We start from the raw sequence: 23,785 nt of genomic DNA, 5'->3' as shown, positions 1-23,785 counted from the left end.
AAGGGCAAGTGGCGTGCCCGCACCCCTTCGCGCCGACGCTCCTAAACCCAGCCCCCATGGTGGTGTACGCCCGGCTAAAGTCCATCGGTTGAGCCGCGTCGAGACGGCCGGGAGATGACCATGAGCGTCTTGGAAGAAGGGGTGGCCGTGGTCCCGGCCGAACACCTGAATGCGATGCTGCTCGCGCTCCATGCGCTGCGGCGTGGCGACCCCGACGTCCGGTTGCCGTTCCACTGGACCGGCGTCGCCGGCAAGCTCGCCGATGCCTTCAACGAGGTGGTCGAGCAGAACGCGTCGATGGCCGCGGAACTCTCCCGCCTGCGGCAGGTCGTCGGCAAGGAAGGCCGGCTCAAGCAGCGCGCCGCCCTGCCCGAGATGCGCGGCTTCTGGGGCCAGCAGATCGACTGCATCAACGCGCTGATCGACGACCTCGTCCATCCCACCAGCGAAGCTGCCCGCGTCATCGGCGCCGTCGCCGAGGGCGACCTCACCAAGTCCATGGCCCTGGAGGTCGACAACCGCCCGCTGCAGGGCGAGTTCCTGCACACCGCCAAGACCATCAACCGCATGGTCGAGCAGCTCGGCGACTTCTCCGCCGAGGTGACCCGCGTCGCGCGCGAGGTCGGCACCGAGGGCAAGCTCGGCGGCCAGGCCAAGGTCAAGGGCGTGGCCGGCACCTGGAAGGACCTGACCGACTCGGTCAACTCCATGGCCGGCAACCTCACCGACCAGGTCCGCAACATCGCCGACGTGACCACCGCCGTCGCGCAGGGTGATCTCTCCAAGAAGATCGAGGTCGACGTCAAGGGCGAGTTCCTGACGCTGAAGAACACCATCAACACGATGGTCGACCAGCTGCGCTCGTTCGCGTCCGAAGTGACCCGCGTTGCGCGCGAGGTCGGCACCGAGGGCTCGCTCGGCGGCCAGGCGCGCGTCGAAGGCGTGTCCGGCACCTGGAAGGACCTGACCGACTCGGTCAACTCGATGGCCGGCAACCTGACCTCGCAGGTGCGCAACATCGCCGACGTGACCAAGGCCGTGGCCGCCGGCGACCTGTCCAAGAAGATCACCGTCGACGTCAAGGGCGAGATCCTGGAGCTCAAGAACACCGTCAACACGATGGTGGACCAGCTGCGCTCCTTCGCGGCCGAAGTGACCCGCGTCGCGCGCGAGGTCGGCACCGAAGGCAAGCTCGGCGGCCAGGCCGACGTGCAGGGCGTGGCCGGGACGTGGAAGGACCTGACCGAGTCGGTGAACTTCATGGCCGGCAACCTGACCTCCCAGGTGCGCAACATCGCCGAGGTGACCACCGCGGTGGCTGCGGGCGACCTGTCCAAGAAGATCACCGTCGACGTCAAGGGCGAGATCCTGGAGCTCAAGAACACCGTCAACACGATGGTGGACCAGCTGCGCTCCTTCGCCGCGGAAGTGACCCGCGTGGCGCGCGAGGTCGGCACCGAGGGCAAGCTTGGCGGCCAGGCCGATGTGCAGGGCGTGGCCGGTACGTGGAAGGATCTGACCGACTCGGTCAACTCGATGGCGTCCAACCTGACCTCGCAGGTGCGCAACATCGCCGACGTGACCAAGGCCGTGGCCGCCGGCGACCTCTCCAAGAAGATCACCGTCGACGTGCTCGGCGAGATCCTCGAGCTCAAGACCACCATCAACACGATGGTGGACCAGCTCTCGTCCTTCGCCGCGGAAGTGACCCGCGTCGCGCGCGAGGTCGGCACCGAGGGCCGCCTGGGCGGCCAGGCCACGGTGCGCGGCGTGTCGGGGACCTGGAAGGACCTGACCGACAACGTGAACTTCATGGCCGGCAACCTGACCGGCCAGGTGCGCGGCATCGCCAAGGTCGTGACCGCCGTGGCCAACGGCGACCTGGCGCAGAAGCTGACCGTGGAGGCCAAGGGCGAGATCGCCGCGCTGGCCGACACCATCAACTCGATGACGGACACGCTGGCCATCTTCGCGGACCAGGTGACCACCGTGGCGCGCGAGGTGGGCGTCGAGGGCAAGCTCGGCGGCCAGGCCAAGGTGCCGGGCGCGTCGGGCACCTGGAAGGGCCTGACGGAGAACGTCAACGAGCTCGCCGCCAACCTGACCACCCAGGTGCGCGCGATCGCGGAGGTCGCCACCGCCGTGACGCAGGGCGACCTGACGCGCTCCATCACCGTCGAGACGCAGGGCGAGGTCGCGGCGCTGAAGGACACGATCAACGAGATGATCGTCAACCTCAAGGACACGACCCAGAAGAACACCGAGCAGGACTGGCTCAAGACCAACCTGGCCAAGTTCAGCCGCATGCTGCAGGGCCAGAAGGACCTGGTGACCGTCGGCCAGTTGATCCTCAGCGAGCTGGCGCCGGTGGTCGGCGTGCAGCAGGCCGAGTTCTACGTGCTCAACATGCGCGGCGAGATGCCGCGCCTGAAGCTGATCGCCAGCTATGCCTCGGGCGGCCTGGCCACGCATGGCAAGGAGCTCGCGCTCGGCCAGGGCCTGGTCGGCCAGTGCGCGCTGGACCAGGAGAAGATCCTACTGGCCAACGTGCCCAGCGGCGCCTTCCGTGTCGCCTCCGGCCTGAGCGAGACGGCGGCGATGGAAGTGCTGGTGCTGCCGGTGGTCTTCGAGGGCCGCGTGCGCGGCGTGCTGGAGCTGGCCTCGCTGGAGCGCTTCAACCCGACCCACCAGGCCTTCCTGGACCAGCTCACCGAATCCATCGGCATCGTGATCAACACGATCGAGGCCAGCACCCGGACCGAGGACCTGCTGATCCAGTCGCAGTCGCTGGCCGAAGAGCTGCAGCGCCGGCAGCAGGAACTGCAGCAGACCAACGGCGAGCTGCAGGAGAAGGCGCAGCTGCTGGCCCACCAGAACCAGGAGGTGGAGCGCAAGAACGCCGAGGTCGAGCAGGCCCGGCAGGCGCTCGAGGAGAAAGCCGAGCAGCTGGCGCTGACCTCCAAGTACAAGTCGGAATTCCTGGCCAACATGTCGCACGAGCTGCGCACGCCGCTGAACTCGCTGCTGATCCTGTCCGACCAGCTCTGCAAGAACAGCGAGGGCAACCTGACGCTCAAGCAGGTCGAGTTCTCCAAGACCATCCATGCGTCGGGCAACGACCTGCTGATGCTGATCAACGACATCCTGGACCTGTCCAAGATCGAGTCCGGCACCGTGGCCGTGGACGTCAGCGAGCTGCGCCTGGACGAGCTGCAGCGCTCGGTGGAACGCAGCTTCCGCCACTTCGCCGAGTCCAAGCACGTGGGCTTCAGCGTCGAGATGGAGCCGCCGCTGCCCAAGTCGCTGGTCACCGACGTCAAGCGGCTGCAGCAGATCATCAAGAACCTGCTGTCCAACGCCTTCAAGTTCACCCACCAGGGCCAGGTCACCTTCGCCGTCACCGCGGCCGCCGACGGCTGGTCGGCGGACAACGAGGTGCTCAACCACGCGGGCCAGGTGATCGCGTTCTCGGTGGCGGACACCGGCATCGGCATCTCGGCCGACAAGCAGCAGATCATCTTCGAGGCCTTCCAGCAGGCCGACGGCTCGACCTCGCGCAAGTACGGCGGCACCGGCCTGGGCCTGGCGATCAGCCGTGAACTCGCGCGGCTGCTGGGCGGCGAGATCAAGCTGGTGAGCGCGCCGGGCCGCGGATCGACCTTCACGCTCTACCTGCCGCAGCACTACACGCCGGCGCGCACCGCCCGTCCGCGCCCGGCCGGCGCGAAGCCGGTGGTCGATGCCGTCGACGTGGTGGACACGTCCCCTGCAGCCGATGCGGCGAAAGCGGACGCCGCGACGGCGGGCGCCGACGACGCGCCGCGCTCGCGCGCGGCGATCACCGCGGCCGAGCTGGCCGAGGCCGCGGTGCAGCGCGCCGCGGCACGCCGCGCGCCGGCCGGGCGAGCCCGTCCGGCCCCGTCCGACGCCGCCGAACCGCCGCCGCTGGAGCCGCAGCGCCCGCAGATGGACGCACCGCCGGACAGCATCGTCTTCGCCAATGTCGCCAAGGACGATCGCGAGGACATCGCCAGCGGCGACCGGGTGCTGCTGATCGTCGAGAACGACCTCGCCTTCGCCGACGTGCTGCTGGAGGCGGCGCGCCAGGGCGGCATGAAGGGGCTGGTGGCCACCACCGGCGCCGGTGCGCTGGCGATGGCGCAGGAGTTCCGGCCCAGCCTGATCTCGCTGGACATCTTCCTGCCCGACATGCAGGGCTGGCGGGTGCTGGACCGGCTCAAGTCCGATCCCGACACCCGGCACCTGCCGGTCTGCGTCGTCTCCACCGACGACGCGCGCGACCGCGCGCTGCAGGCCGGCGCGCTCGGCTTCCTGTCCAAGCCGCTGCAGTCGCGCGACGACGTGGACGTGGCGCTGCGCGAGCTGCAGCGCTACCTGGACCGGCCGCAGCGCCGGCTCGCCGTCGCGATGCCCGACGGGCCGGAGCGGATCGCGCTGCTGGCGCCGCTGGCGCATGACGTCGAGACGATCTTCGTCCGCTCGGCCGAGGAGGCGCGCGAGCTGCTGCCCGGCGTCGACGCGCTGCTGGTCGACGCGGCCAACTGCCCCTTCGGGCCGCAGGACGTGCTGGATGCGCTGGAGCGCCGGCCCGGCACGCTGCCGCTGCCGGTGGTGGCGCTGAACGCCGAGCCGCCCGCCGGCGCCGAAGCGTCCGACGAGCCGGGCGTGGCGCGACGATGGTCGCGGCCGCATGGCCTGGCGGTGCGCACCGCCGCCAGCACCGATGCGGCGCTCGCGGCCCTGGCGATGGCGCTGCACCGCGCGGCGGCCGACATGGGCGACCGCGAGGGCCAGGCGCTGCGCGACGCGCAGGAGGCGCGTTGCCCGCTGGCCGGCAAGAAGGCGCTGATCGTCGATGACGACATGCGCAACATCTTCGCGCTCGCGACCGTGCTGGACAGCCACGGCATGGTGATCGTCTCGGCCGACAACGGCCGCGAGGCGATCCGCCTGGTGCAGGAGGATCCGTCGATCGACATCGTGCTGATGGACATCATGATGCCGGAGATGGATGGCCTGGAGACCATGCAGCAGATCCGCCGCCTGCCGCGCGGCCGCGAGCTGCCGATGGTGGCGGTCACCGCCAAGGCGATGAAGGGCGACCGCCAGAAGTGCATCGAGGCCGGCGCCTGGGACTACCTCTCCAAGCCCGTCGACCCCGCCAACATGCTGACGGTGCTGCGGGGCTGGCTATGCCGCTGAGCGCCCTCTTCGACGGCTACGCGACGCCCGACGCGGCGGAGCGCGCCAGCATCCTGATCGTCGACGACCTGCCCGAGAAGCTGCTGGTCTTCGAGACCATCCTGGCCGACCTCGACCAGCACCTGGTGATCGCGCGCTCGGGCAGCGAGGCGCTGCGCGAGGTGCTGCGCCAGCAGTTCGCGGTGATCCTGATGGACGTGAACATGCCGGGCATCGACGGCCTGGAGACGGCGCGGCTGATCCGCGGCTACCGGCGCTCGGCGCACACGCCCATCATCTTCGTCACCGCCTACGCCGACGAGCTGCAGACCGCGCAGGGCTACTCGCTGGGTGCGGTCGACTACATCCTCTCGCCCGTCATTCCCGACGTGCTGCGCAGCAAGGTGCGGGTCTTCGTCGACCTGTTCATCATGCAGCAGCGCCTGCGACAGCAGGCGCTGGAGCGCATCGCGATCGCGCGCGCCGAAGCGGCGCAGCGCGCCGCCGAGGAGAACACGCGGCGCTCGATCTTCCTGGCGCAGGCCGGGCGCGAGCTGGCCGACTCGCTGGACGCCGAGGTCGCGATGCGGCGCCTGCTTGCGCTGCTGGTGCCGCGCTTCGCGCCGCGCGCGCTGCTCTGGCTGCGCGACGCCGGCCATGGCCACGAGCGCGTGCTGCGCTGCGACGCACCGATCGCGGCCGGCGAGCCGGCGCTGTTCACCGAGGGCCGCGAACAGATGCTCTCCGAGGTCCTCTACAACGCGACGCGCAACGCGCTCGAGCAGATGGTGCCGGCGCTGCAGCCCGGCGGGTCCGGCGCCGGAGCGGCCGCCCTGCCCGCGGCGCTGCCCGCCTTCGCGCCGTCGGTGCTGCCCGAGGACGACGAGCCGCCGCCGCGGGCGCTGCTGCGCCGCGACACGGCCAGCGGCGTCGTGCTGCCGCTGGTGGCGGGCGAGCGCGCGCTCGGCGGGCTGCTGCTGGTCGAGCCGCACCAGCCGCCCGACTGGCCGACGCTGGAGGAGCTGGCCGGACGGGCCGCGATCGCCTTCGAGAACGCGCGCCTGTATGGCGCGCTGCAGGCCGAGATCGTCGAGCGCCGGCAGGCCGAGGCCGGGCTGCTCGAGGCCAGCCGCCGCAAGGATGAATTCCTCGCGATGCTGTCCCACGAGCTGCGCAATCCGCTCGCGCCGATCCGCAGCGCGATCGAGGTGATGCGCGCGCTGGTGGTGCCGCAAGCGGGCGAGGAGGCTGCCGCGCGCGCCGATCGCGACGCCCGGCTCGCCCAGGCGCTGGCGGTGACCGACCGTCAGGCGCGTCACCTGACGCGCCTGGTCGACGAGTTGCTCGACGTCGCCCGCATCAGCCAGGGGAAGATCGTGCTCAAGACCGAGACACTGGACCTGCGCGATGTCGTGCGGCAGAGCCTGGAGGCGGTGCAGTCGCTGGTGGACCTGCAGCGCCAGGAACTGCGCCTGCAGTTGCCCGACCGGCCGGCGCGGGTCCGCGGCGATGCCGCGCGGCTGATCCAGGTCATCACCAACCTGCTGCACAACGCCAGCAAGTACACCGGGCCCGAAGGCCGCATCGAGCTGACGTTGGCGCGCGACGAGCCGGTCGATGGCGACAGCGATGACGACGGCCGCGCCGCGGCGTCGCGCGCGCCGGGCTTCACGCTGACCGTGCGCGACAACGGCCGCGGCATCCCCGCCTCGCTGCTGCCGCACGTCTTCGACCTCTTCGAGCAGGGCCCGCGCGGCCTCGATCGCAACCAGGGCGGCCTGGGCGTCGGGCTGACGCTGGTGCAGCGCTTGGTGCAGCTGCATCACGGCGAGGTCGAGGCACGCAGCGACGGCCCCGGCCACGGCTCCGAATTCGTGGTGCGCCTGCCCGCGGTGCAGGCGGACGAGGCGATGGACACGGTGCCGCCGGAGCCCGCAGCTGCGGCCAGCACCGCCCCGACCGGCGGCGCGGGGGCCGGTCGCGGCACGTCCGCGCCGCAGCCGCAGCCGCAGCCGCAGCCGCAGCCTCAGCAGGATGACGAGCCCTGCCACGTGCTGGTCGTCGACGACAACCGCGACGCGGCCGATTCGATGGCGGTCTTCCTCGAGCTGGCCGGCTTCGACACGCAGGTGGAGCTGGACGGCGCCCGCGCGCTGGACCTGGCCGCCGCCAGCGCGCCCGACGTGGTGCTGCTGGACATCGGCCTGCCCGGCCTGGATGGCTACGAGGTGGCCCGCCGGCTGCGCACCCTGCCCGGCGGCGATCGCTGCCTGCTGATCGCGCTGACCGGCTACGGCCAGCAGGACGACCGTCGGCGCGCGCACGAGGCGGGTTTCGACGTGCACCTGGTCAAGCCGGCGGACCCGGATGCGGTCGTCGAGCTGATCCAGGAATGGCGGCTGCGCGCGCCCGCCGCGCTGCATTCCGAGGCCACGACGCGCTGAGCCCGCGCCACGGCGCCATGAAGCCGCGGCGCCATGAAAAAAGGGACTGCTCCCGCAGTCCCTCTTCCGGTTCATCGACCCCGCGTGAACGGGGCCGCCGCGCGGCGATCAGCCGTGCTTGGCATCGAAGAACTGTTCGTCCTCCGTGGAACCCTTCAGCGCCGCGGTCGACGCCTGCGCCTCGATCGTGGTGGTGACCGCGTCGAAGTAACCCGTGCCGACCTCGCGCTGATGCTTCACCGCGGTGAAGCCCTTTTCGGCGGCGGCGAATTCAGCCTCCTGCAGCTCGACGAAGGCGCTCATGTTGTTGCGCGCATAACCGTAGGCCAGGTTGAACATCGAGTAGTTCAGGCTGTGGAAGCCGGCCAGCGTGATGAACTGGAACTTGTAGCCCATCGCGCCCAGTTCGCGCTGGAACTTGGCGATGGTGGCGTCGTCCAGGTTCTTCTTCCAGTTGAAGCTCGGCGAGCAGTTGTAGGCCAGCAGCTTGCCGGGGAACTTCGCATGGATGGCCTCGGCGAAGGCCTTGGCGAAGGCCAGGTCGGGCTTGCCGGTCTCGCACCAGATCATGTCGGCGTAGGGCGCGTAGGCCAGGCCGCGGCTGATGGCCTGGTCCAGGCCGTTGCGGGTGCGGAAGAAGCCTTCGACAGTGCGCTCGCCGGTGCAGAAGGGCTTGTCGTTGTCGTCGATGTCGCTGGTCACCAGGTCGCCGGCCTCGGCGTCGGTGCGGGCCAGCAGCACGGTGGGCACGCCCATGGTGTCGGCCGCCAGGCGCGCCGCGACCAGCTTGGCCACCGCTTCACGCGTCGGGACCAGCACCTTGCCGCCCATGTGGCCGCACTTCTTGGCGGCGGCCAGCTGGTCCTCGAAGTGCACGCCCGCGGCGCCAGCGTCGATCATGCCCTTCATCAGCTCGAAGGCGTTCAGCACGCCGCCGAAGCCGGCTTCCGCGTCCGCCACGATCGGAGCGAAGTAGTCGATGTCGTTCTTGCCTTCGCTCCACTGGATCTCGTCGGCGCGCTTGAAGGTCGCGTTGATGCGCTTGACCACCTTCGGCACCGAGTCCACCGAGTACAGCGACTGGTCGGGGTACATCTCGCCATTGCTGTTGGCGTCGCCGGCGACCTGCCAACCGGACAGGTAGATCGCCTTCAGGCCGGCCTTGACCTGCTGCATGGCCTGGTTGCCGGTGAGCGCGCCCAGCGAGTTGACGAAGGGCTCGGTGTTGACCAGGTTCCAGAGCTTCTCGGCGCCGCGCTTGGCCAGCGTGTGCTCGATCGGCAGCGAACCGCGCAGCCGCACCACGTCGGCGGCGGAGTAACCGCGCTGGATGCCCTTCCAGCGGGGGTTCTCGGCCCAGTCCTTCTCGAGGGCGGCAATTTGTTGTTCGCGGGTCAAGGTCGTCATGGTGAGCTCCTGTGGGGAATGAAGTTGCTGGAGAAAACGAAAACCGATGGGCTCAAATCTAGGCGCCTTGACTGCCGCCGTGTTGGCGTATGTCTTATATAAGACTGAATTTTTTATCCATACAAATCAATCACTTGCAAACAGGAAACCGGATAGTGAGAATGACTCTTCCATCATGAGAAATCTTGCGGCGGTGCAGCACGACTGCTTTTTGCATGCCGACAAACTCTTTTCATGATATGAAATCACCCGGGCGGCGATGGGAATCCGCAGACCGGAAATCCGGCCAAGAAAAAGGGCGCCCTTTTCGGGGCGCCCTTTTTGCGGAGACCGGTCCGGTCAGTCGAGCTTGAGCTTCTGCGTCTCGACGACCTTCTTGTAGACCGCGTATTCGGCCTTGATCTGCTCGCTGAACTGCTCCGGCGAGTTGCCGATCACGATCGAGCCGGTTTCCTCGATGCGCTTCCTGACCTCGGGCATGTCGACGGTCTTGCGCGCGGCCTCGTTGATCTTGGCCACGACCTCCTTGGGCAGGTTCTTCGGGCCGAGGATGCCGTAATAGGCCATGCGGTTGACCGGCTCCAGGCCCAGTTCCTTGAAGGTGGGCACGTTGGGCAGCACGGCCAGGCGCTGCGGCGCGGCCACGGCGATGGCCACCAGGCGGCCGTCCTTGATGAACGGGAGCGCGGACGGCAGGTTGTCGAAGATCATCGGCACCTGGCCCGCGACGGTGTCGTTCAAGGCCGGGCCGGCGCCGCGGTACGGGATGTGGGTGACGAAGACGCCGGTCAGGCTCTTGTAGAGCTCCATCTGCAGGTGACCGATGCCGCCGGTGCCGGAGGTCGCATAGCTGTACTTGCCGGGGCTCTTCTTCAGTTCGGCGATGAAGGCCTTGTAGTCCTTGGCGGGGAAGGACGGATGGACCGCGATGACGTTGGGCGTGGCCGCGAGGTTCACGATCGGCGTGAAGTCGGTCAGCGGGTTGTACGGTGTCTTCGGATTGATCGCCGGGTTGGTGGCCGTGGTGGACACGGTGGCCACGCCCAGCGAGTAGCCGTCGGGCGCGGACTTGGCGGTGTCGTTGGCGCCGATGATGCCGCCGCCGCCGGCCTTGTTCTCGACGACCATGGTCTGGCCCAGCGGACCGGCGATGTGCTGCGCGACCACGCGCGCCACGATGTCGGTGGTGCCGCCCGGCGCGAACGGGACGACCAGCTTGACCGGCTTGGTGGGATAGGACTGGGCCAGCGCCGCGGCGCAGGACAGCGTCAGCGTGCCCAGCAGCAGGCCGCGTTGGAGGATCGAGCGACGGTTCATGAGCTCCTCGTCTTCTGAAGGATTGGGGGATCGGGACAGCTTAAGTATCTCGTCGGCGCGCTCGCGCTAGCGGAACTACGTAGAGACCTCGCCGGCGGGGCGGGAAAGCGCTGGCACACTCGGACGCCCCCTTCGAGTCTTCCGATGCTGCTGCTGTTGCCTGACTTCCTGCTGATCGTCGCCGGCTTCGTGCTGTGCCGGTACACGCCGCTGGACCGCCCGGTCTGGGAAGCGGCCGAGAAGCTGGTGTACTTCCTGCTGTTCCCGGTGCTGCTGTTCAACTCGATCTCGCGCAGCAGCCTGTCGCCGGGGGACACGATGGCGCTGATGGGCGGCGGGCTGGGCGTGATGCTCAGCGGCATCGCGCTGGCCTTCGCGCTGCGCTGGGTGCCGGGCGTCGACGCGAGAACACATGCTTCCGGCGCGCAGGTGGCCTTCCGCTTCAACTCCTTCGTCGCGCTCGCGCTGGCCGAGCGGCTGCATGGCGCGCAGGGCGTGGCGTGGATCGCGATGATCGTCGCGGTGTGCGTGCCGGTGGCCAATGTCGCGGCGGTCTATCCGCTGGCCCGGCATGGCGGGCACGGCTACCTGCGCGAGCTGGCGCGCAATCCGCTGATCGTGTCGACGCTGGCCGGCCTGGCCGCCAACCTCACCGGGCTGCGCCTGCCGGAGCCGGCGGCGATCTCGCTGCAGAAGATCGGCCTGGCGGCGCTGCCGCTGGGGCTGATGGCGGTCGGCGCGGGACTGCGGCTGGGGGCGCTCAAGGACGCGCCGTGGCTGGCGAGCGCCCTGCTCGCGATCCGGCACCTGGTGCTGCCGGTGATCGCGCTGGCGATCGGCCATGCGCTCGCGCTGCCCGCGCCGCAGGCGGCCTTGCTGCTCGCCTTCGCGGCCATGCCGACGGCCTCCAGCGCCTACGTGCTGGCCGTGCGCATGGGCGGCAACGGCCCGTTCGTGGCGGGGCTGGTGACCGTCTCCACGCTGCTGGGGATGATCGTGCTGCCGCTGTGGCTGGCGCTGGGGACCGCGGCGCGCTGAGTACGGCTCGCCGCGCGGTGGCGGCGAGCCGTCCGTTCAAGGTCGATCGCGATCGGAACACTGCTCACGCCGGGCCGATCCGCGCCGTGCGAGCCATCGACCAGCCACCACGGCGCCAACCGCGATCAGGCACTGGTCGACGAGGAATCGCGGCATCGACATCCGCGCCTCCGCGCCTGCGTCAAAGGACGCGCCGAGTCCGACGAGGAGGACGCCCAGAGCGCCCCAACCCCACGAGCGATGGCCCGTGGCCCCTCGTACGAAGGCCGCGACGTAGCAGGTGGCGCCCAATTCGAGAATCATGCATCTGCTCCTCGGGCAGGACCATCCCGCCCGCAAGCGCATCTTCCCGACTGGAGGCGCCGGGAACCATCCTGGATTCCTCGTCGCACGTCGATGCCAGACACCGACTGGAATGTCTACTTGTGCCGCGGCGCCAGCGCCCAGGCCACGGCCTGGCGCGCCAGCGCCGCGGTGGCATCGATGACGGGCGCGCCCGCCGCCGCGGCGTCCAGCACGAGGGGGATCTCGGTGCAGCCCAGCACGATCGCCCGCGCGCCGCGTGCGCACAGGGCCTGCGCGGCCCTCGTCAGCCGCTGCGCCGCCGAGTCCATGGCTCCGGCCTTCACGTCGGCGATGCCGGGCATCACCAGCTCCAGCATCTCGCCCGCCGTGGGCAGCAACCAGTGGACGCGGCGTCCGTCCGGCGAAGCCCGGTTCAGGTAGAGCCCGGACGCGAGCGTCGCATCGGTCGCCAGCAGGCCGACCTTGCCGCCATCGGGCACGCGCTCCAGCGCCTCGGCGATCGCCGCGTCGACGAGGTGCAGCATCGGCAGCGCCAGCGCCCGTTCGAGCTCATCGAACCAGAGGTGCGCCGTGTTGCAAGGCACCACCACCACGCCCGCGCCGGCAGCCACCAGCCGGCGCCCGCTGTCGACCATGGCCGCGAGCGGCGACTCGCCCTCGCCGCGGAACGCGGCCGTGCGGTCCGGCACCTGAGGGATGCTGCTGACGACGACCGGCACGTGCTCCTGGTCCGTCGCCGCGGGCGTGGCCTCGAGCATCTTGCGCATGAAGTCCACCGTCGCCAGCGGGCCCATGCCGCCCAGGATGCCGACGATGCCCGCGGCACCGGGCGCCGCGACCGGACGCCGGATCGCATCGACGGCCGTCGGCGCGGCGGGCAAGGCTCCGCCCGCGCCGCGCGCCAGGCGCGGTGTGTCGTGCGTCATCGCGGTCTTACAGCGCCGGCTTGTCGGACAGCGTCTTGAGGTTGTCCTGCAGCTCGCGGCTCATCGGCGCATTGAGATTGATCCCCTTGGGCGGGATCGGCGACTGGAACCACTTCTTGTAGAGCGTCTCGAACTCGCCGCTCTTCATCAGCTGCGTCAGCGTCGCATCCACCAGCTGCTTGAAGGCCGGATCGTCCTTGCGCAGCATGATCGCGTAGGGCTCGACCTGGACCGCGTCGCCGACCACGGCCAGCTCCGCGGGATTGATCGCACTGGCGCGCAGGCCGTAGAGCAGGATGTCGTCCATCGCGAACGCGTCGGCGCGGTCCGACTGCACCAGCAGCGCCGATTCCGCATGGTCCTTCGCGCTGATCAGCTCGAAGCCCAGTTGCTTCTCCGCGTTGAGCTTGCGCATCACCTGGAAGTTGGTCGTGCCCGTGGTGGACACCACCTTGCGCCCCTTCAGGTCGGCGAAGGACTTGATCGGCGAACTGCTCTTCACCAGCAGCCGCGTGCCCGTGTAGAAGTAGTTGATCGCGAAGCTCACCTGCTTGGCGCGCTCGCTGTTGTTGGTGGTGGAGCCGCATTCGATGTCCACCGTGCCGTTGGCCAGCAGCGGGATGCGGTTCTGCGAGGTGACCGACTGGGTCGCCACCTTCAGGTCGGCGCGGCCGGTGGCCTTGCGGACCTGCTCGACGATCCGGCCGCAGATTTCCCAGCCGAAGCCGGTCGGCTGCGCATCCGCGCCCAGGTAGGAGAACGGGATCGAGGAATCCCGGTAGGCGACCGTGATGACGCCGGAGGCCTTGACCTTGTCGAGCGTGCCGCCCGCCTGGGCCCACGCGCCCATCGGCGCGACGAGCGACAGGGCGACGACTGCACTGGAAACGAACACCTTCATGGGAATTCCTTTCTCGGGGACGCGGGGGTTGCAATGCCGTGAACGATATTGAACCTCAGTGCCCAGCGGGCATCGCGGTTGCGCGTCATCCTATAAGCTGGCCTTATGTTCCCTATGGAGACGGCGTCATGCGCCTGAAGCACATCGAGGTCTTCCACGCCGTCATGCTGACGGGATCGGTCAGCGCGGCCTCGAAGCTGCTTCATGTGACACAACCGGCGGTCACGCAGTCGCTGCAGCTGGCCGAACTCCAGCTGGGCTACGCGCTGTTCACACGCCAGCGACGCCGCCTCGTACCCACGCGCGAAGCGCAGGCGCTCTACCCGGAGGTGCAGGCGCTGATGTCGCAGCTGGAGTCGGTGCGGCGCATGGCCGGCGCGCTGGGCAGCGGCGAGGGCCAGGGCTTCCGCATCCTGATCGTCCCTTCGCTGGCGGTGAAGGCCCTGCCCGAGGCGCTCAAGCGCTTCCGCTGCCGCTACCGCGACCTGCCCATCAGCGTGCGGACGATGCATTCGAACGACATCGCCCGCGCCATGGCGCTGCAGGAGGGCGATGTCGGCATCGTCTACGGGCGGCTGCCCCACCCCGCCCTCTCCGATGAACTGGTGGCGACCGGCCGGCTGGTGTGCGCCTCGCCGCGCAGCCGCACCGGCGCCGACCGCCGCACCACCGTCGCGCTGCAGGACCTGCTGCGCGAGCCCTTCATCCGCATCGACGAGCGCGACCCGCTGGGCGCCGTGCTGGCCGATCAATGGGCGCGGCTGGAGCTGTCGCCGCGGGCCGGCATCACCGTGCAGACCCACCACATCGCGATGATCATGGCCGAACAGGGATTCGGGCCGGCCATCATCGATTCGTTCACCGCGCAGGCCAGCGCGGGCGACCTGCACATCCGGACGCTGCTGCCGGAAGTGCCGGTCGAGGTGCGCGCGGTGCAGCCGCAGGGCTTGCGCTCGCCGCAAGCCGTGTCCGACTTCATCGCCGCGTTCAGGCAGGCCGTCGAGGGCTGAGGTCCTGCGCCAGGGCCCAGTCGATGTGCTCCGCCAGCAGCGGCGACGCGCCAGCGCGCGCCGCCTCGAGCGCCGCCCGCATCGCCGCCCGCAGCGCCGGCGCCAGGTCTTGCCGCAGCGCGTTGCCCAGCGCGACCGCGATGTTGCGGCGCCACCGCGCGTGGCCGATGCGGCGGATCGCCGAGCCTTCGGTGCGCTTGAGGAAGGTCGCCTCGTCCCAGGCCCACAGCGTCAGCAGCGAGGCGTCCCCGAGCGGCTCGCGCCATTCGAAGTCGGGCAGCGGGTTCCTGCGCGCGAACTTGTTCCAGGGGCAGGCGAGCTGGCAGTCGTCGCAGCCGTAGATGCGGTTGCCGATCGCGGCGCGAAACTCGACCGGGATCGGGCCGTCCTGCTCGATCGTCAGGTAGCTGATGCAGCGCCGCGCGTCGAGCCGGTAGGGGGCGATGATCGCCCCGGTCGGACAGGCATCCAGGCAGGCGCGGCACTGGCCGCAATGCGCGCTGACCGGCTCGCTGGGCGGCAGCGCCAGGTCCAGGTAGATCTCGCCGAGGAAGAACATCGAGCCGCTGTCGCGGTGCAGCGTCAGGGTGTGCTTGCCGCGCCAGCCGATGCCCGAGCGGCTGGCGAGTTCCACCTCCAGCACCGGCGCCGAGTCGGTGAACACGCGGTGCCCCATCGGGCCGACGCGCGCCTGCAGGCGGTCCGCCAGCTGCTGCAGGCGCTGGCGCAGGACCTTGTGGTAGTCCCGGCCGCGGGCGTAGAGCGACACCTGCGCCCGCGCCGGGTCGGCCAGCGCGGCCCACTCCCGCGCCTGCCATTCGGGGCCGATGGCCTCGGGCAGGTAGTCCATGCGCGCGGTGAGGATGCTGATCGTGCCGGGCACCAGTTCGGCCGGGCGGGCGCGCTTGAGGCCATGCGCGGCCATGTACTGCATCTCGCCATGGAAGCCGGCGTCGAGCCAGGCCTGCAGCCCGGCCTCCGCATCGCTCAGATCGACGTGGGCCACCCCAATCTGTGAGAATCCGAGCTCATGCGCCCAGGCGCGGACCTCGACCATCAGCGCAGCCAGCGCGTCGGGGTCGCGGGAGGGGCTCGAGGAGGCGTCGGAGGGCGCGTCGGGCCGCGGGGTGTTGACCAAGGAATTCATCGCTGTTGAGCATTCTAGAAACCCGCCCATTCCGTTGGCCCGACGAGGCCGCCTGCGAGCGCTTCGCGCAGGCGCTGGCCCGCTGTCCGCAGATCGCGGACCTGGGCATCGAGCTCGACGGCGGCCTGGGGGCCGGCAAGACCAGCCTGGTGCGCCACCTGCTGCGCGCGCTGGGCGTCACCGGCCGCATCAAGAGCCCCAGCTACGCGGTGGTCGAGGACTACACGCCGCCCGGCCTCGGCGGCCTGCCCGCCCATCACTTCGACTTCTACCGCTTCAGCGATCCGCGCGAGTGGGAGGACGCGGGCTTCCGCGACGTCTTCGCCGCGCCGGGGCTCAAGCTCAGCGAATGGCCGTCCAAGGCCGCCGGCATGCTGCCGCCGCCGGACCTGCGGCTGGTGCTCGCGGTCAATGACGACGACAGCCGGGACGTCCACGCCGAGGCGCACACGCCGCGCGGCCAGGCGCTGCTCGCCGAGCTGGACCGGCAACTGGCCGCCTCGACCTCATCGTCCGCCGCGCCCGCCGCTTCCGATGCGCCGGGCACGAACGGCGCCCCCGATTGACATCGATTCGAACGAGACCGACACGCCTCACATGAACGGAGACCTGACCGGCCTGCCTGCCGCCCCCCTGCCGCACGACGCGGTGGCGGCCCCGTCCACGCCCGTGACTGCGCCCGCGTCGCGCGACCGCCGCAAGGCCCTGCGCCGCATGGGCGCGGTGGTGCTGAGCTTCCCGGCCCTGCCCGCGCTGGCTGCGGGCGTCACCGGCGCCGCCACCATCGTCGCGGTGCGCGTCTGGCCGGCGAGCGACTACACGCGCGTGACCATCGAGTCCGACCGCCAACTGGCCGCCAGGAGCTTCATGGCCGCGAATCCGGACCGGCTCGTCATCGACATCGATGGCCTGGAACTGAACGCCGGCCTGAAGGAGCTGCTCGGCAAGGTGAAGCCGGACGACCCTTACATCGCCGGCGTGCGCGTGGGACAGAACCAGCCGCGCGTGGTGCGCATCGTGCTGGACCTGAAGCAGGCGGTGGCGCCGCAGGTGTTCACCATCGAGCCGGTGGCGGCCTACAAGAACCGCCTGGTGCTGGACCTGCATCCGACGCGCGAGCGCGATCCGCTGCTGGACCTGGTGCGCGAGAAGGAAGCGGCCGAGAGCGCCGCGGCGCAGTCGGTCAACGACGCGCTGGGCGAGCTGATCGGCCGCATCGACCGGCCGCAGACGGCGGCCTCGAGCGCCGAGAGCGCCGCCAGCGCGGCCGCCCTGCCCCCGCAGCGGCCGGCCAGCGCGGTCGCGCGGATCGAGACCCCGCCGCCGCCCGCGCCGCCGCTCAAGGAGGTGGCGCCGGAGATGAGCCAGTCCAAGCTGGATCGCCTGATCGTGATCGCGATCGATCCGGGCCATGGCGGCGAAGACCCCGGCGCGATCGGCCCCACGGGCCTGCGCGAGAAGGACGTGGTGCTGGCGATCGGCAAGAAGCTGCGCGACCGGCTGAACGCCAACCCGCGCATCCGCGTGATGATGACGCGCGATGCGGACTTCTTCGTCCCGCTGGGCGAGCGGGTGCGCAAGGCGCGGCGGGTGCAGGCCGACCTGTTCGTGTCGATCCATGCCGACGCCTTCATCACGCCGAAGGCGCGCGGGGCCTCGGTCTTCGCGCTGTCCACCAGCGGCGCGAGCTCGACGGCGGCGCGCTGGATGGCGGACAAGGAGAACGCGGCGGACGTGATCGGCGGCGTCAACAGCAAGGCGGTGAAGGATGCCGGCGTGCTGCGGGCGATGCTGGACATGAGCACCTCGGCGCAGATCAAGGACAGCCTGAAGCTGGGCGGCGAGGTGCTGGGGCAGATCGGCAAGCTGGCCAAGCTGCACAAGGGCAGCGTGGAGCAGGCCGGCTTCGCGGTGCTGAAGGCGCCGGACGTGCCGTCGATCCTGGTGGAGACGGCGTTCATCTCCAACCCCGAGGAAGAAGCCAAGCTGCGCGATCCGGACTACCAGGACGACCTGGTCAAGGCGCTGGCCACCGGCATCGCGCGCTACTTCGCAAAAAATCCGCCACTGGCGGCGAGACATCGGGCGTTGTGAAAGCGCTCAGGCGCGGCGCCGCGCCTTCGCCTTGCCGGACTCGGACTTGATCGCCAAGGGTGCGCCGTCGGACGACAGTGTTCCCAGGCCATCCAGGACGATCACCACACCGGCGGCCGTGCGGATCGTGAGTTGAAGCTCCGCCCCCATGGCGGAGACGTATTTCCGCAGCGTGGACAAGAGCATGTCGCTGCGCTTCTCCAGCTGCGTGACCGCGTTCTGCCTGATCTGAAGCACATCCGCCAGTTCGGTCTGTGTCTTCTCCAGGGCGCGGCGCGCGTCGGCCAAGGTGTCGGCGTAGCGGATCATGTCGTCCGCCATTTCCCGCCCCTTCGTCTCGACCCATGCCCGATCATCCGGCGGCAGGTCCGCGATGACGCTCTTCAAGGTGCGGCCCATCTTCAACTCCTTTCAGGCTTCTCAATTCCATTGACCGCGCTGGCAAGCAGGTCTGCAAACCGACGATCCGCCACCTGGATGAGCTGCTTGTAGAACGCTGACTGGCTCTTGCCCTGTTTCGCACCCGCCACCAGGACGCAGGCGCGCCTGTCGGGATCGAAGGCGAAGGCCGCCCGCCAGACCTCCCTTCCCGCCCTCGCGGTGAAGCGCAGTTCCTTCATGTTGGCGAACTTGGACCCATGGAGAACATCCACGTGCGGCCTGCCCGCGTGCGGTCCAGCATGCTCCACAGCCCGCATCGCGGCGATCAGTCCCAGGCGCACGGCCCGATCCAGATGTTCGAACTCGGCGTCGAACTCGTCATGGAAGTAGACCTCCCACTCTTGCCCTGTGCAGTCAATCGAGGCGCTCACCATAATCCTTGCGTGATATCACGTCAAGGTGATGGTAGAGCCCCTCATGCCAGCTTGCGGCGCTTCTCCCCCATCGCGCTCGGTGCTCCACCCGCAAGGGGGACCGACGTCAGTTCGCCGCAAGCAGCGCTCAATCCGCGATGACCGTTGTCCGCGGCCAGCGTTCGACGTAGCGCTTTGCCGCGGTCCTGTCCCGGAAGTTCTGCTCGCTGGCTCGCGTCGGGTTGCGGCGCACGACCATGTTGAAGAGGTCGTCGAGCCCATGGGGCGCGATCACATGGATCGTGTCGTCCGCGTCGAGCCAGAGTGCCACCGACGTCGCGTATTCGGGCCAGCTGCCGACGGCTTCCTCGAGCGAGCGCAACGGCGCCACGGCGTGGCCGAAGTACGACTCGAACCAGAGATGCACCGCGGCCTGATTCGTCACTTCCCACGGCAGCCCGGGCAGGCGTTCAGACAACCGGCGCTGGAGTTCGGCATCCCGCTCGCCACGCAGGTCCACGGGATCGAAGAACGCGACATCGACATCGGACAGGGCCGAGGGCTGCCCATGCCCGCTCAGCGCGTCCCACACGAGGTTGCGAACCGCGCCGGCACCGATGCACCAGGACGCCAGGCCCAGCGAGCGCACGGCGCGCAGCGCGTCCATGAGCCAGCCGCTGCCGCGCGCGAGCTCGACGAGCCGCGCGCGGTGGTCGACGCTCACTTGCCCAGCTGCGTCGGCATCGGCGGCGCCACGGTGCGTTGGATCGGCTGCCATGTCTTCAGGCGCTCCATCACGTTCGCGACCGCCGCCTCGAGCTGCACGTCACGGCCGGCGTTGACCGCCACCGGGTCCAGGTCCACATCGATGTCGGGCGAGACGCCTTCGTTCTCGATGCGCCATTCGCCTTCCGGCGTGAAGAAGCGGAAGAACGGCACGACCAGGAAGCCGCCATCGATCAGGCTCGGATTGGCCGAGATCCCGATCAACCCACCCCAGGTCCGCTTGCCGATCAGCGGCCCCAGCCCCGTGCGCTTGAACGCATACGGCATGAAGTCGCCGCCGGAGCCCGCGTCCTGGTCGATCAGCATCGCCTTGGGCCCGTAGATCGCGCCCGCGGGCGTGTCGTAGATCAGGCCATCGCGGTCCTTCCAGCTGCCCAGGTAGGCCCGGTTCAGCAGCTCGGTCACGTAGTTGGCCGCCTGGCCGCCGCCATTGCGGCGGTCGTCGACGATCAGGCCCGGCTTGTCCACCTGCGCGAAGAACATCCGGTTGAAGTGCTGGAAGCCCGGGCCGGCCGTGTCCGGCATGTAGACGTAGGCGATCTTGCCGCCGCTCAGGCGATCCACTTCCTCGCGGTTGTGGTCGATCCAGGCCCACTGGCGCAGGCGGCTCTCGGTCGAGATCGGCTCGACCGTCACGCGCCGCGCGCCCTGCCCGTTCGCGTTGGCCGACACCGTCAGCTGCACCTGCTTGCCGACCGTGTTCTCCAGCTGCTGGTACAGGTTGTGGGTGCCGTCCACCGGCTGGCCGTTGACCGCCAGCAGGTAGTCGCCCTCCTTGACGCCCAGGCCAGGCGCGGCCAGCGGCGCCTTCAGGTAGGGATCCCAGCGGTCACCCTTGAAGATCTTCTTGATGCGGTACTTGCCGTTCTCGAAGCTGAAGTCCGCGCCCAGCAGGCCCACCGCGACGCGCGCCTCCTGCACCACGTCGCCACCGCCCACGCGGTTGTGGCCCACCTGCAGCTCGCCGATCATCTCGACCAGCAGGTCGTTCAGGTCCTCGCGGCGCTGCACGCCGGCCACCAGCGGCGCATAGCGCTGATAGACGCCTTGCCAGTCCAGGCCGTGGAGCTTGGGGTCGTAGAAGAACTCCTTCTCCATCCACCAGGTCTCGTCGAAGATCTGGCGCCACTCGGCGCGCGGGTCGATGCGCGTCTTCAGGCCCGACAGGTCGATGCTCTTGGTGTCGACCTTCTCGCGGGCGTCGGCGATTTCCAGTCGGCCGCCGCCCAGGTTCAGCAGGAGCTTCTTGCCATCGGGGCTGAGGCTGTAGTCCTCGACCTGCGGCTTCACCAGCTTGGCCTTCTTCTCCTCGAAATCGAAGCGGTACAGGTCGCCCTTGCGGCCGTTGCCGCCCTCGGCGTCAATCGACACGCCGGGCTGCTTGCGCTCCAGGTAGAACAGCGCGCCATCGTCGGCCACGCCCAGGTCGTCGTAGCGGGCCGTCGCGACCGGCAGGCCGACGATGCGGTCCTTCAGGCCGGCGAAGTCGATCCGCACCGGCTTGGCCTTGGGCTTGACGTCCTTGGCGTCGTCCTTCTTGTCGGACTTGTCGGCCTTCGCGTCCTTGTCGCCCTTGTCGCCCTTGTCGGACTTTTCGCCCTTGTCGGACTTGTCTGCGTCCTTGGTCTCGTCCGCCTTGCCCTTGCCGTCCTTGCCCTCCTCGTCACCCGCCTTGGGCTCGAGCGGCGACTTGCCGTCGGCACGCAGCACCGCCGCGTACAGCCCCATGCGCAGCGAGCGCTCCTGCGTCGACATGTCCAGGCCCACCTGGGCCGGGCCGGAGTTGATCGAGGCGGCGAAGAACAGCACGTCGCCCTTGGTCGAGAATGCCGGCAGGTTGGCGTGGCTCAGGCCGTCGGTGACGGTGTGCTGCTGGCCGGTCTGGAAGTCGACGATGCGGACCTGGCTGAAGAAGTTCTTCCCGACCACCGTGTAGGCCAGGTAGCGACCGTCGGGCGAGAAACTGACGTCGAAGCCGGCGCGGCGCTCGCTGGTGTCGATCTTCGCGAGCCTGCCCGACTGCGGGCCGCTCAGCGGCAGCTGGTAGAGGTTGAGGTGGTTGTCCTGCAGCACCAGCCGCGCGCCATCGGGCGACCAGTCCAGCAGCGTGTAGTAGCCGACCTCGGGCAGCAGGATCTTGCGCGTGGGCTTGTTGGCGGCCTGGTCGCCGAGCTGGTCGCGGATCACCACCTGGTGACGCATGCCGGGCTCGTCGGAGACGTAGGCGACCTGCTGACCGTCGGGACTCCAGATCGCATCCTTCTCGCGCACGCCGGAGGTCTGCGTCAGGTTGCGCACGACGCCATCCTTCACCGGCACGGTGAAGACCTCGCCGCGGGCGCTGATCACCGCGCGCTTGCCGGTGGCCGACAGCGCCGCCTTGGTGACGGTGCGGGCCGCGTCCTTCCACTGCACGCGGGCCTCGTTGCTGGGCTCGTTCAGCGCGATGCTCAGGATGCGCGCGGTGCCGCCCTCCAGGCCGATCTCCTTGAGCTGCCCGCCGGCCTCGTAGACGATGCGCCCGTCGCGGCCATCGGCGCTGCGCACGTCCCAGACGGTTTCCCGCGTCAGCTGGCGCAGCGCCTTGGTCCTGGTGTGGAAGGCGAAGAGGTTGGCCGCGCCGTCGTTGCGGTCCGAGATGAAGACGACTTCGTCGCCCATCCAGATCGGATTGCTGTCGGTCGCGTTGACATGCGGGATCTGCTCCCAGGTCTTGCCCTTGGGATCGAGGATCCAGATCGGCGGCGTGGTGCCGCCGCGGCTCTGGCGCCAGCCGCTCGGGCCCGAGTAGGCCGCGCCGTTGGGGCGGTAGGCCAGGCGCGTGCCGTCGGGCGACCACACGCCTTCATAGGCGACGGCCTCCATCACCTTCTGCTCGAAGCCGCCTTCCAGCGCCACCTCGAACAGCTGCTTGCTGCGGGTATTCAGCACCTCGCGATTGGAGGCGAACAGCACGCGCCTGCCATCGGCGCTCCAGCCGGTGACCTGGTCCGCGGACGGATGCCAGGTCAGGCGCCGCGGCTGACCGCCGCTGGCGGCGATCACGTAGACATCGGTGTTGCCGTCGTAACCGGCGGAGAACGCGATCCACTGCCCGTCGGGCGAGAAGCGCGGCGCGAACTCCGGCGCGGCATGACCGGCCAGGCGGCGCGGCTGGCTGCCGTCGCGGTTGGCGATCCACAGGTCGCCGCCGTAGACGAAGGCCAGATGGCGCGCCGAGACGGCCGGCTCGCGCAGCAGCATCGTCACGGCGGGGGCCTGCGCGGCGACGCTCGCGGCGGAAGAAACGGAAGCCGTCGCGGCCTGCTGGGCCTGCGTGGGCGCCGCCGCGATGGCGGCGGTCAAGCTCAGGGCCAGGGTGGCGGCCTTGCTGAGAGTGCTGAGTTGCATGGGCTTGTCGGCGGTGAAAGGCAGCGGGCGAGGATAGCCCCGTGACTTTCCCGTGACGAAGCTCACCCCCGGGGTTTGCGCGCGGGGTGCGTCGGTGTTTTCCCGGGAGGGTGGCTGGGGGGGAAGACCGCCCACCTGCCGAGGTCGAGCGCTTGGTCGCTGGGGCGTGGGGCCCTGGCCGCAAGGGCCAGAACCCCACGCCCCACCGCCCCCGAACGGCTCGCTGTCCGCGTCGCAGGCTCGTGGTCTGCGTCGAGCTGTGCGCTGTCTGGGGGAAGTGCGGTTATGCGGCGGAGGCGGACTTCGCGCGCGAGGCCTTCCATCCGCCGTAGAGGGCGATGAGGCCGGGGATGATGATCATGGCCCAGATGATCTTGGAGAGATGGGTCTGGACGAAGGGGATGTTGCCGAAGAGGTAGCCCGCCAGCGTCAGGCCCACCACCCAGATGACGCCACCGGCGACGTTGTAGGCGGTGAAGCGGCTGCGGGTCATCTCGGCGACGCCGGCCACGAAGGGCGCGAAGGTGCGGATGAACGGCATGAAGCGCGCCAGGATGATGGTGACGCCGCCGTGCTTCTCGTAGAACTCATGCGCGGCGTCGAAGGCGCGCTTGTTGAAGAAGCGGGACTGCTCCCACTGGAATACCTTGGGCCCGAAGTAGCGCCCGATCGTGTAGTTGCACTGGTCGCCCAGGATCGCGGCCACCAGCAGGACGGTGATCGCCAGCGGCAGATTCATCATCCCGGTGCCGCACAGCGCACCGACCACGAACAGCAGCGAATCGCCCGGCAGGAAGGGCATCACCACCAGGCCGGTCTCCACGAAGACGATCAGGAACAGCAGCGCGTAGACCCACATGCCATAGGCGGCCACGAACTCGGCGAGGTGCTTGTCGACATGCAGGATGAAGTCGACGAGGAAGTGCATCAGATCCATGGGCGCGGATTATGGCGGGCGGTTCCATGACAACCGGTGACGAAACGCGAGGACGGACCGGATCGAATTTCCGCTCCTCCTACAAT

Annotated in this window: 17 protein-coding genes; 6 read left to right on the top strand and 11 right to left on the bottom strand. The window is 69.5% G+C overall.

What is annotated here, in order from left to right:
• Nucleotides 1-120 precede the first annotated feature (120 nt).
• Complete coding sequence (locus BM393_RS07400) at nt 121-5,223, top strand: HAMP domain-containing protein (protein WP_141225254.1); 5,103 nt, start codon at nt 121-123, stop codon at nt 5,221-5,223.
• A complete protein-coding gene (locus tag BM393_RS07395) occupies nt 5,214-7,646 on the top strand; it encodes a response regulator (protein WP_091724100.1) in 2,433 nt (810 codons plus the stop codon). The genes BM393_RS07400 and BM393_RS07395 overlap by 10 nt, the downstream gene beginning before the upstream one ends.
• Nucleotides 7,647-7,754: 108 nt before the next feature.
• Here the strand turns inward: BM393_RS07395 and aceA are convergent, their stop codons facing one another.
• Together aceA and BM393_RS07385 are read right to left on the bottom strand one after the other, a co-directional pair.
• Nucleotides 7,755-9,053, bottom strand: coding sequence for an isocitrate lyase (gene aceA, locus BM393_RS07390; protein WP_141225253.1), 1,299 nt, complete (start codon nt 9,051-9,053; stop codon nt 7,755-7,757).
• Nucleotides 9,054-9,392: 339 nt separating this feature from the next.
• Nucleotides 9,393-10,370 (bottom strand): tripartite tricarboxylate transporter substrate binding protein BugE, encoded by a 978-nt coding sequence (locus tag BM393_RS07385; RefSeq protein ID WP_091724097.1) that lies wholly within the window; start codon nt 10,368-10,370, stop codon nt 9,393-9,395.
• Between the two features lie 144 nt (nt 10,371-10,514).
• Here BM393_RS07385 and BM393_RS07380 point away from each other — a divergent pair, with 144 nt between their 5' ends.
• A complete protein-coding gene (locus tag BM393_RS07380) occupies nt 10,515-11,408 on the top strand; it encodes an AEC family transporter (RefSeq protein WP_091724095.1) in 894 nt (297 codons plus the stop codon).
• 36 nt (nt 11,409-11,444) lie between these two features.
• On the opposite strand, the gene BM393_RS25935 is transcribed toward BM393_RS07380, so the two are convergent.
• The 3 genes from BM393_RS25935 to BM393_RS07370 all read right to left on the bottom strand — a co-directional run bounded on the left by BM393_RS25935 (nt 11,445) and on the right by BM393_RS07370 (nt 13,541).
• Nucleotides 11,445-11,711 (bottom strand): hypothetical protein, encoded by a 267-nt coding sequence (locus BM393_RS25935; RefSeq protein WP_183478932.1) that lies wholly within the window; start codon nt 11,709-11,711, stop codon nt 11,445-11,447.
• A gap of 116 nt (nt 11,712-11,827) precedes the next feature.
• Complete coding sequence (locus BM393_RS07375) at nt 11,828-12,640, bottom strand: aspartate/glutamate racemase family protein (RefSeq protein ID WP_091724092.1); 813 nt, start codon at nt 12,638-12,640, stop codon at nt 11,828-11,830.
• A 7-nt stretch (nt 12,641-12,647) separates the two neighbouring features.
• A complete protein-coding gene (locus BM393_RS07370) occupies nt 12,648-13,541 on the bottom strand; it encodes an amino acid ABC transporter substrate-binding protein (protein ID WP_091724089.1) in 894 nt (297 codons plus the stop codon).
• Nucleotides 13,542-13,669: 128 nt separating this feature from the next.
• Here BM393_RS07370 and BM393_RS07365 point away from each other — a divergent pair, with 128 nt between their 5' ends.
• Entirely contained in the window at nt 13,670-14,551 is an 882-nt protein-coding gene (locus BM393_RS07365; protein WP_091724087.1) for a LysR family transcriptional regulator, read from the top strand.
• Here BM393_RS07365 and queG read toward each other — a convergent pair.
• Entirely contained in the window at nt 14,529-15,608 is a 1,080-nt protein-coding gene (gene queG, locus BM393_RS07360; protein WP_175538305.1) for a tRNA epoxyqueuosine(34) reductase QueG, read from the bottom strand. The two genes, BM393_RS07365 and queG, sit on opposite strands and share 23 nt — an antisense overlap.
• A 92-nt stretch (nt 15,609-15,700) precedes the next feature.
• On the opposite strand from queG, the gene tsaE reads away from it, so the two are divergent.
• Both tsaE and BM393_RS07350 read left to right on the top strand, forming a co-directional pair.
• Nucleotides 15,701-16,264, top strand: coding sequence for a tRNA (adenosine(37)-N6)-threonylcarbamoyltransferase complex ATPase subunit type 1 TsaE (tsaE, locus tag BM393_RS07355; RefSeq protein WP_091724085.1), 564 nt, complete (start codon nt 15,701-15,703; stop codon nt 16,262-16,264).
• Nucleotides 16,265-16,295: 31 nt separating this feature from the next.
• The gene (locus BM393_RS07350; RefSeq protein WP_254783257.1) at nt 16,296-17,792 is read left to right on the top strand and encodes an N-acetylmuramoyl-L-alanine amidase; all 1,497 of its coding nucleotides are present in this window, start codon (nt 16,296-16,298) and stop codon (nt 17,790-17,792) included.
• Between the two features lie 6 nt (nt 17,793-17,798).
• Here BM393_RS07350 and BM393_RS07345 read toward each other — a convergent pair whose 3' ends face one another.
• The 5 genes from BM393_RS07345 to BM393_RS07325 all read right to left on the bottom strand — a co-directional run bounded on the left by BM393_RS07345 (nt 17,799) and on the right by BM393_RS07325 (nt 23,699).
• The gene (locus BM393_RS07345; RefSeq protein ID WP_091724082.1) at nt 17,799-18,191 is read right to left on the bottom strand and encodes an XRE family transcriptional regulator; all 393 of its coding nucleotides are present in this window, start codon (nt 18,189-18,191) and stop codon (nt 17,799-17,801) included.
• 2 nt (nt 18,192-18,193) lie between these two features.
• On the bottom strand, nt 18,194-18,604 hold the full coding sequence (locus BM393_RS07340) for a type II toxin-antitoxin system RelE/ParE family toxin (protein ID WP_254783255.1): 411 nt from the start codon (nt 18,602-18,604) through the stop codon (nt 18,194-18,196).
• Between the two features lie 130 nt (nt 18,605-18,734).
• Nucleotides 18,735-19,253, bottom strand: a complete 519-nt coding sequence (locus tag BM393_RS07335) for a nucleotidyltransferase family protein (RefSeq protein ID WP_091725158.1) — start codon at nt 19,251-19,253, stop codon at nt 18,735-18,737.
• Between the two features lie 53 nt (nt 19,254-19,306).
• Nucleotides 19,307-22,762, bottom strand: a complete 3,456-nt coding sequence (locus BM393_RS07330) for a S41 family peptidase (protein WP_091724076.1) — start codon at nt 22,760-22,762, stop codon at nt 19,307-19,309.
• 283 nt (nt 22,763-23,045) lie between these two features.
• Nucleotides 23,046-23,699: a DedA family protein gene (locus BM393_RS07325; protein WP_091724074.1), complete on the bottom strand. Its 654-nt coding sequence runs from the start codon at nt 23,697-23,699 to the stop codon at nt 23,046-23,048.
• Nucleotides 23,700-23,785: the final 86 nt, after the last annotated feature.

Source organism: Mitsuaria sp. PDC51, from assembly GCF_900113225.1.
In the GTDB taxonomy this organism is placed as follows: domain Bacteria; phylum Pseudomonadota; class Gammaproteobacteria; order Burkholderiales; family Burkholderiaceae_C; genus Roseateles.
This window is presented reverse-complemented; position numbering and strand designations above follow the sequence as displayed.

Excerpts from the sequence above, each read along its gene's own strand:
- BM393_RS07400 (WP_141225254.1), top strand. The coding sequence starts at position 121 with ATGAGCGTCTTGGAAGAAGGGGTGGCCGTGGTCCCGGCCGAACACCTG.
- BM393_RS07395 (WP_091724100.1), top strand. The coding sequence starts at position 5,214 with ATGCCGCTGAGCGCCCTCTTCGACGGCTACGCGACGCCCGACGCGGCG.
- aceA (WP_141225253.1), bottom strand. The coding sequence starts at position 9,053 with ATGACGACCTTGACCCGCGAACAACAAATTGCCGCCCTCGAGAAGGAC.
- BM393_RS07385 (WP_091724097.1), bottom strand. The coding sequence starts at position 10,370 with ATGAACCGTCGCTCGATCCTCCAACGCGGCCTGCTGCTGGGCACGCTG.
- BM393_RS07380 (WP_091724095.1), top strand. The coding sequence starts at position 10,515 with ATGCTGCTGCTGTTGCCTGACTTCCTGCTGATCGTCGCCGGCTTCGTG.
- BM393_RS25935 (WP_183478932.1), bottom strand. The coding sequence starts at position 11,711 with ATGATTCTCGAATTGGGCGCCACCTGCTACGTCGCGGCCTTCGTACGA.
- BM393_RS07375 (WP_091724092.1), bottom strand. The coding sequence starts at position 12,640 with ATGACGCACGACACACCGCGCCTGGCGCGCGGCGCGGGCGGAGCCTTG.
- BM393_RS07370 (WP_091724089.1), bottom strand. The coding sequence starts at position 13,541 with ATGAAGGTGTTCGTTTCCAGTGCAGTCGTCGCCCTGTCGCTCGTCGCG.
- BM393_RS07365 (WP_091724087.1), top strand. The coding sequence starts at position 13,670 with ATGCGCCTGAAGCACATCGAGGTCTTCCACGCCGTCATGCTGACGGGA.
- queG (WP_175538305.1), bottom strand. The coding sequence starts at position 15,608 with ATGGTCGAGGTCCGCGCCTGGGCGCATGAGCTCGGATTCTCACAGATT.
- BM393_RS07350 (WP_254783257.1), top strand. The coding sequence starts at position 16,296 with ATGAACGGAGACCTGACCGGCCTGCCTGCCGCCCCCCTGCCGCACGAC.
- BM393_RS07345 (WP_091724082.1), bottom strand. The coding sequence starts at position 18,191 with ATGGGCCGCACCTTGAAGAGCGTCATCGCGGACCTGCCGCCGGATGAT.
- BM393_RS07335 (WP_091725158.1), bottom strand. The coding sequence starts at position 19,253 with ATGGACGCGCTGCGCGCCGTGCGCTCGCTGGGCCTGGCGTCCTGGTGC.
- BM393_RS07330 (WP_091724076.1), bottom strand. The coding sequence starts at position 22,762 with ATGCAACTCAGCACTCTCAGCAAGGCCGCCACCCTGGCCCTGAGCTTG.
- BM393_RS07325 (WP_091724074.1), bottom strand. The coding sequence starts at position 23,699 with ATGGATCTGATGCACTTCCTCGTCGACTTCATCCTGCATGTCGACAAG.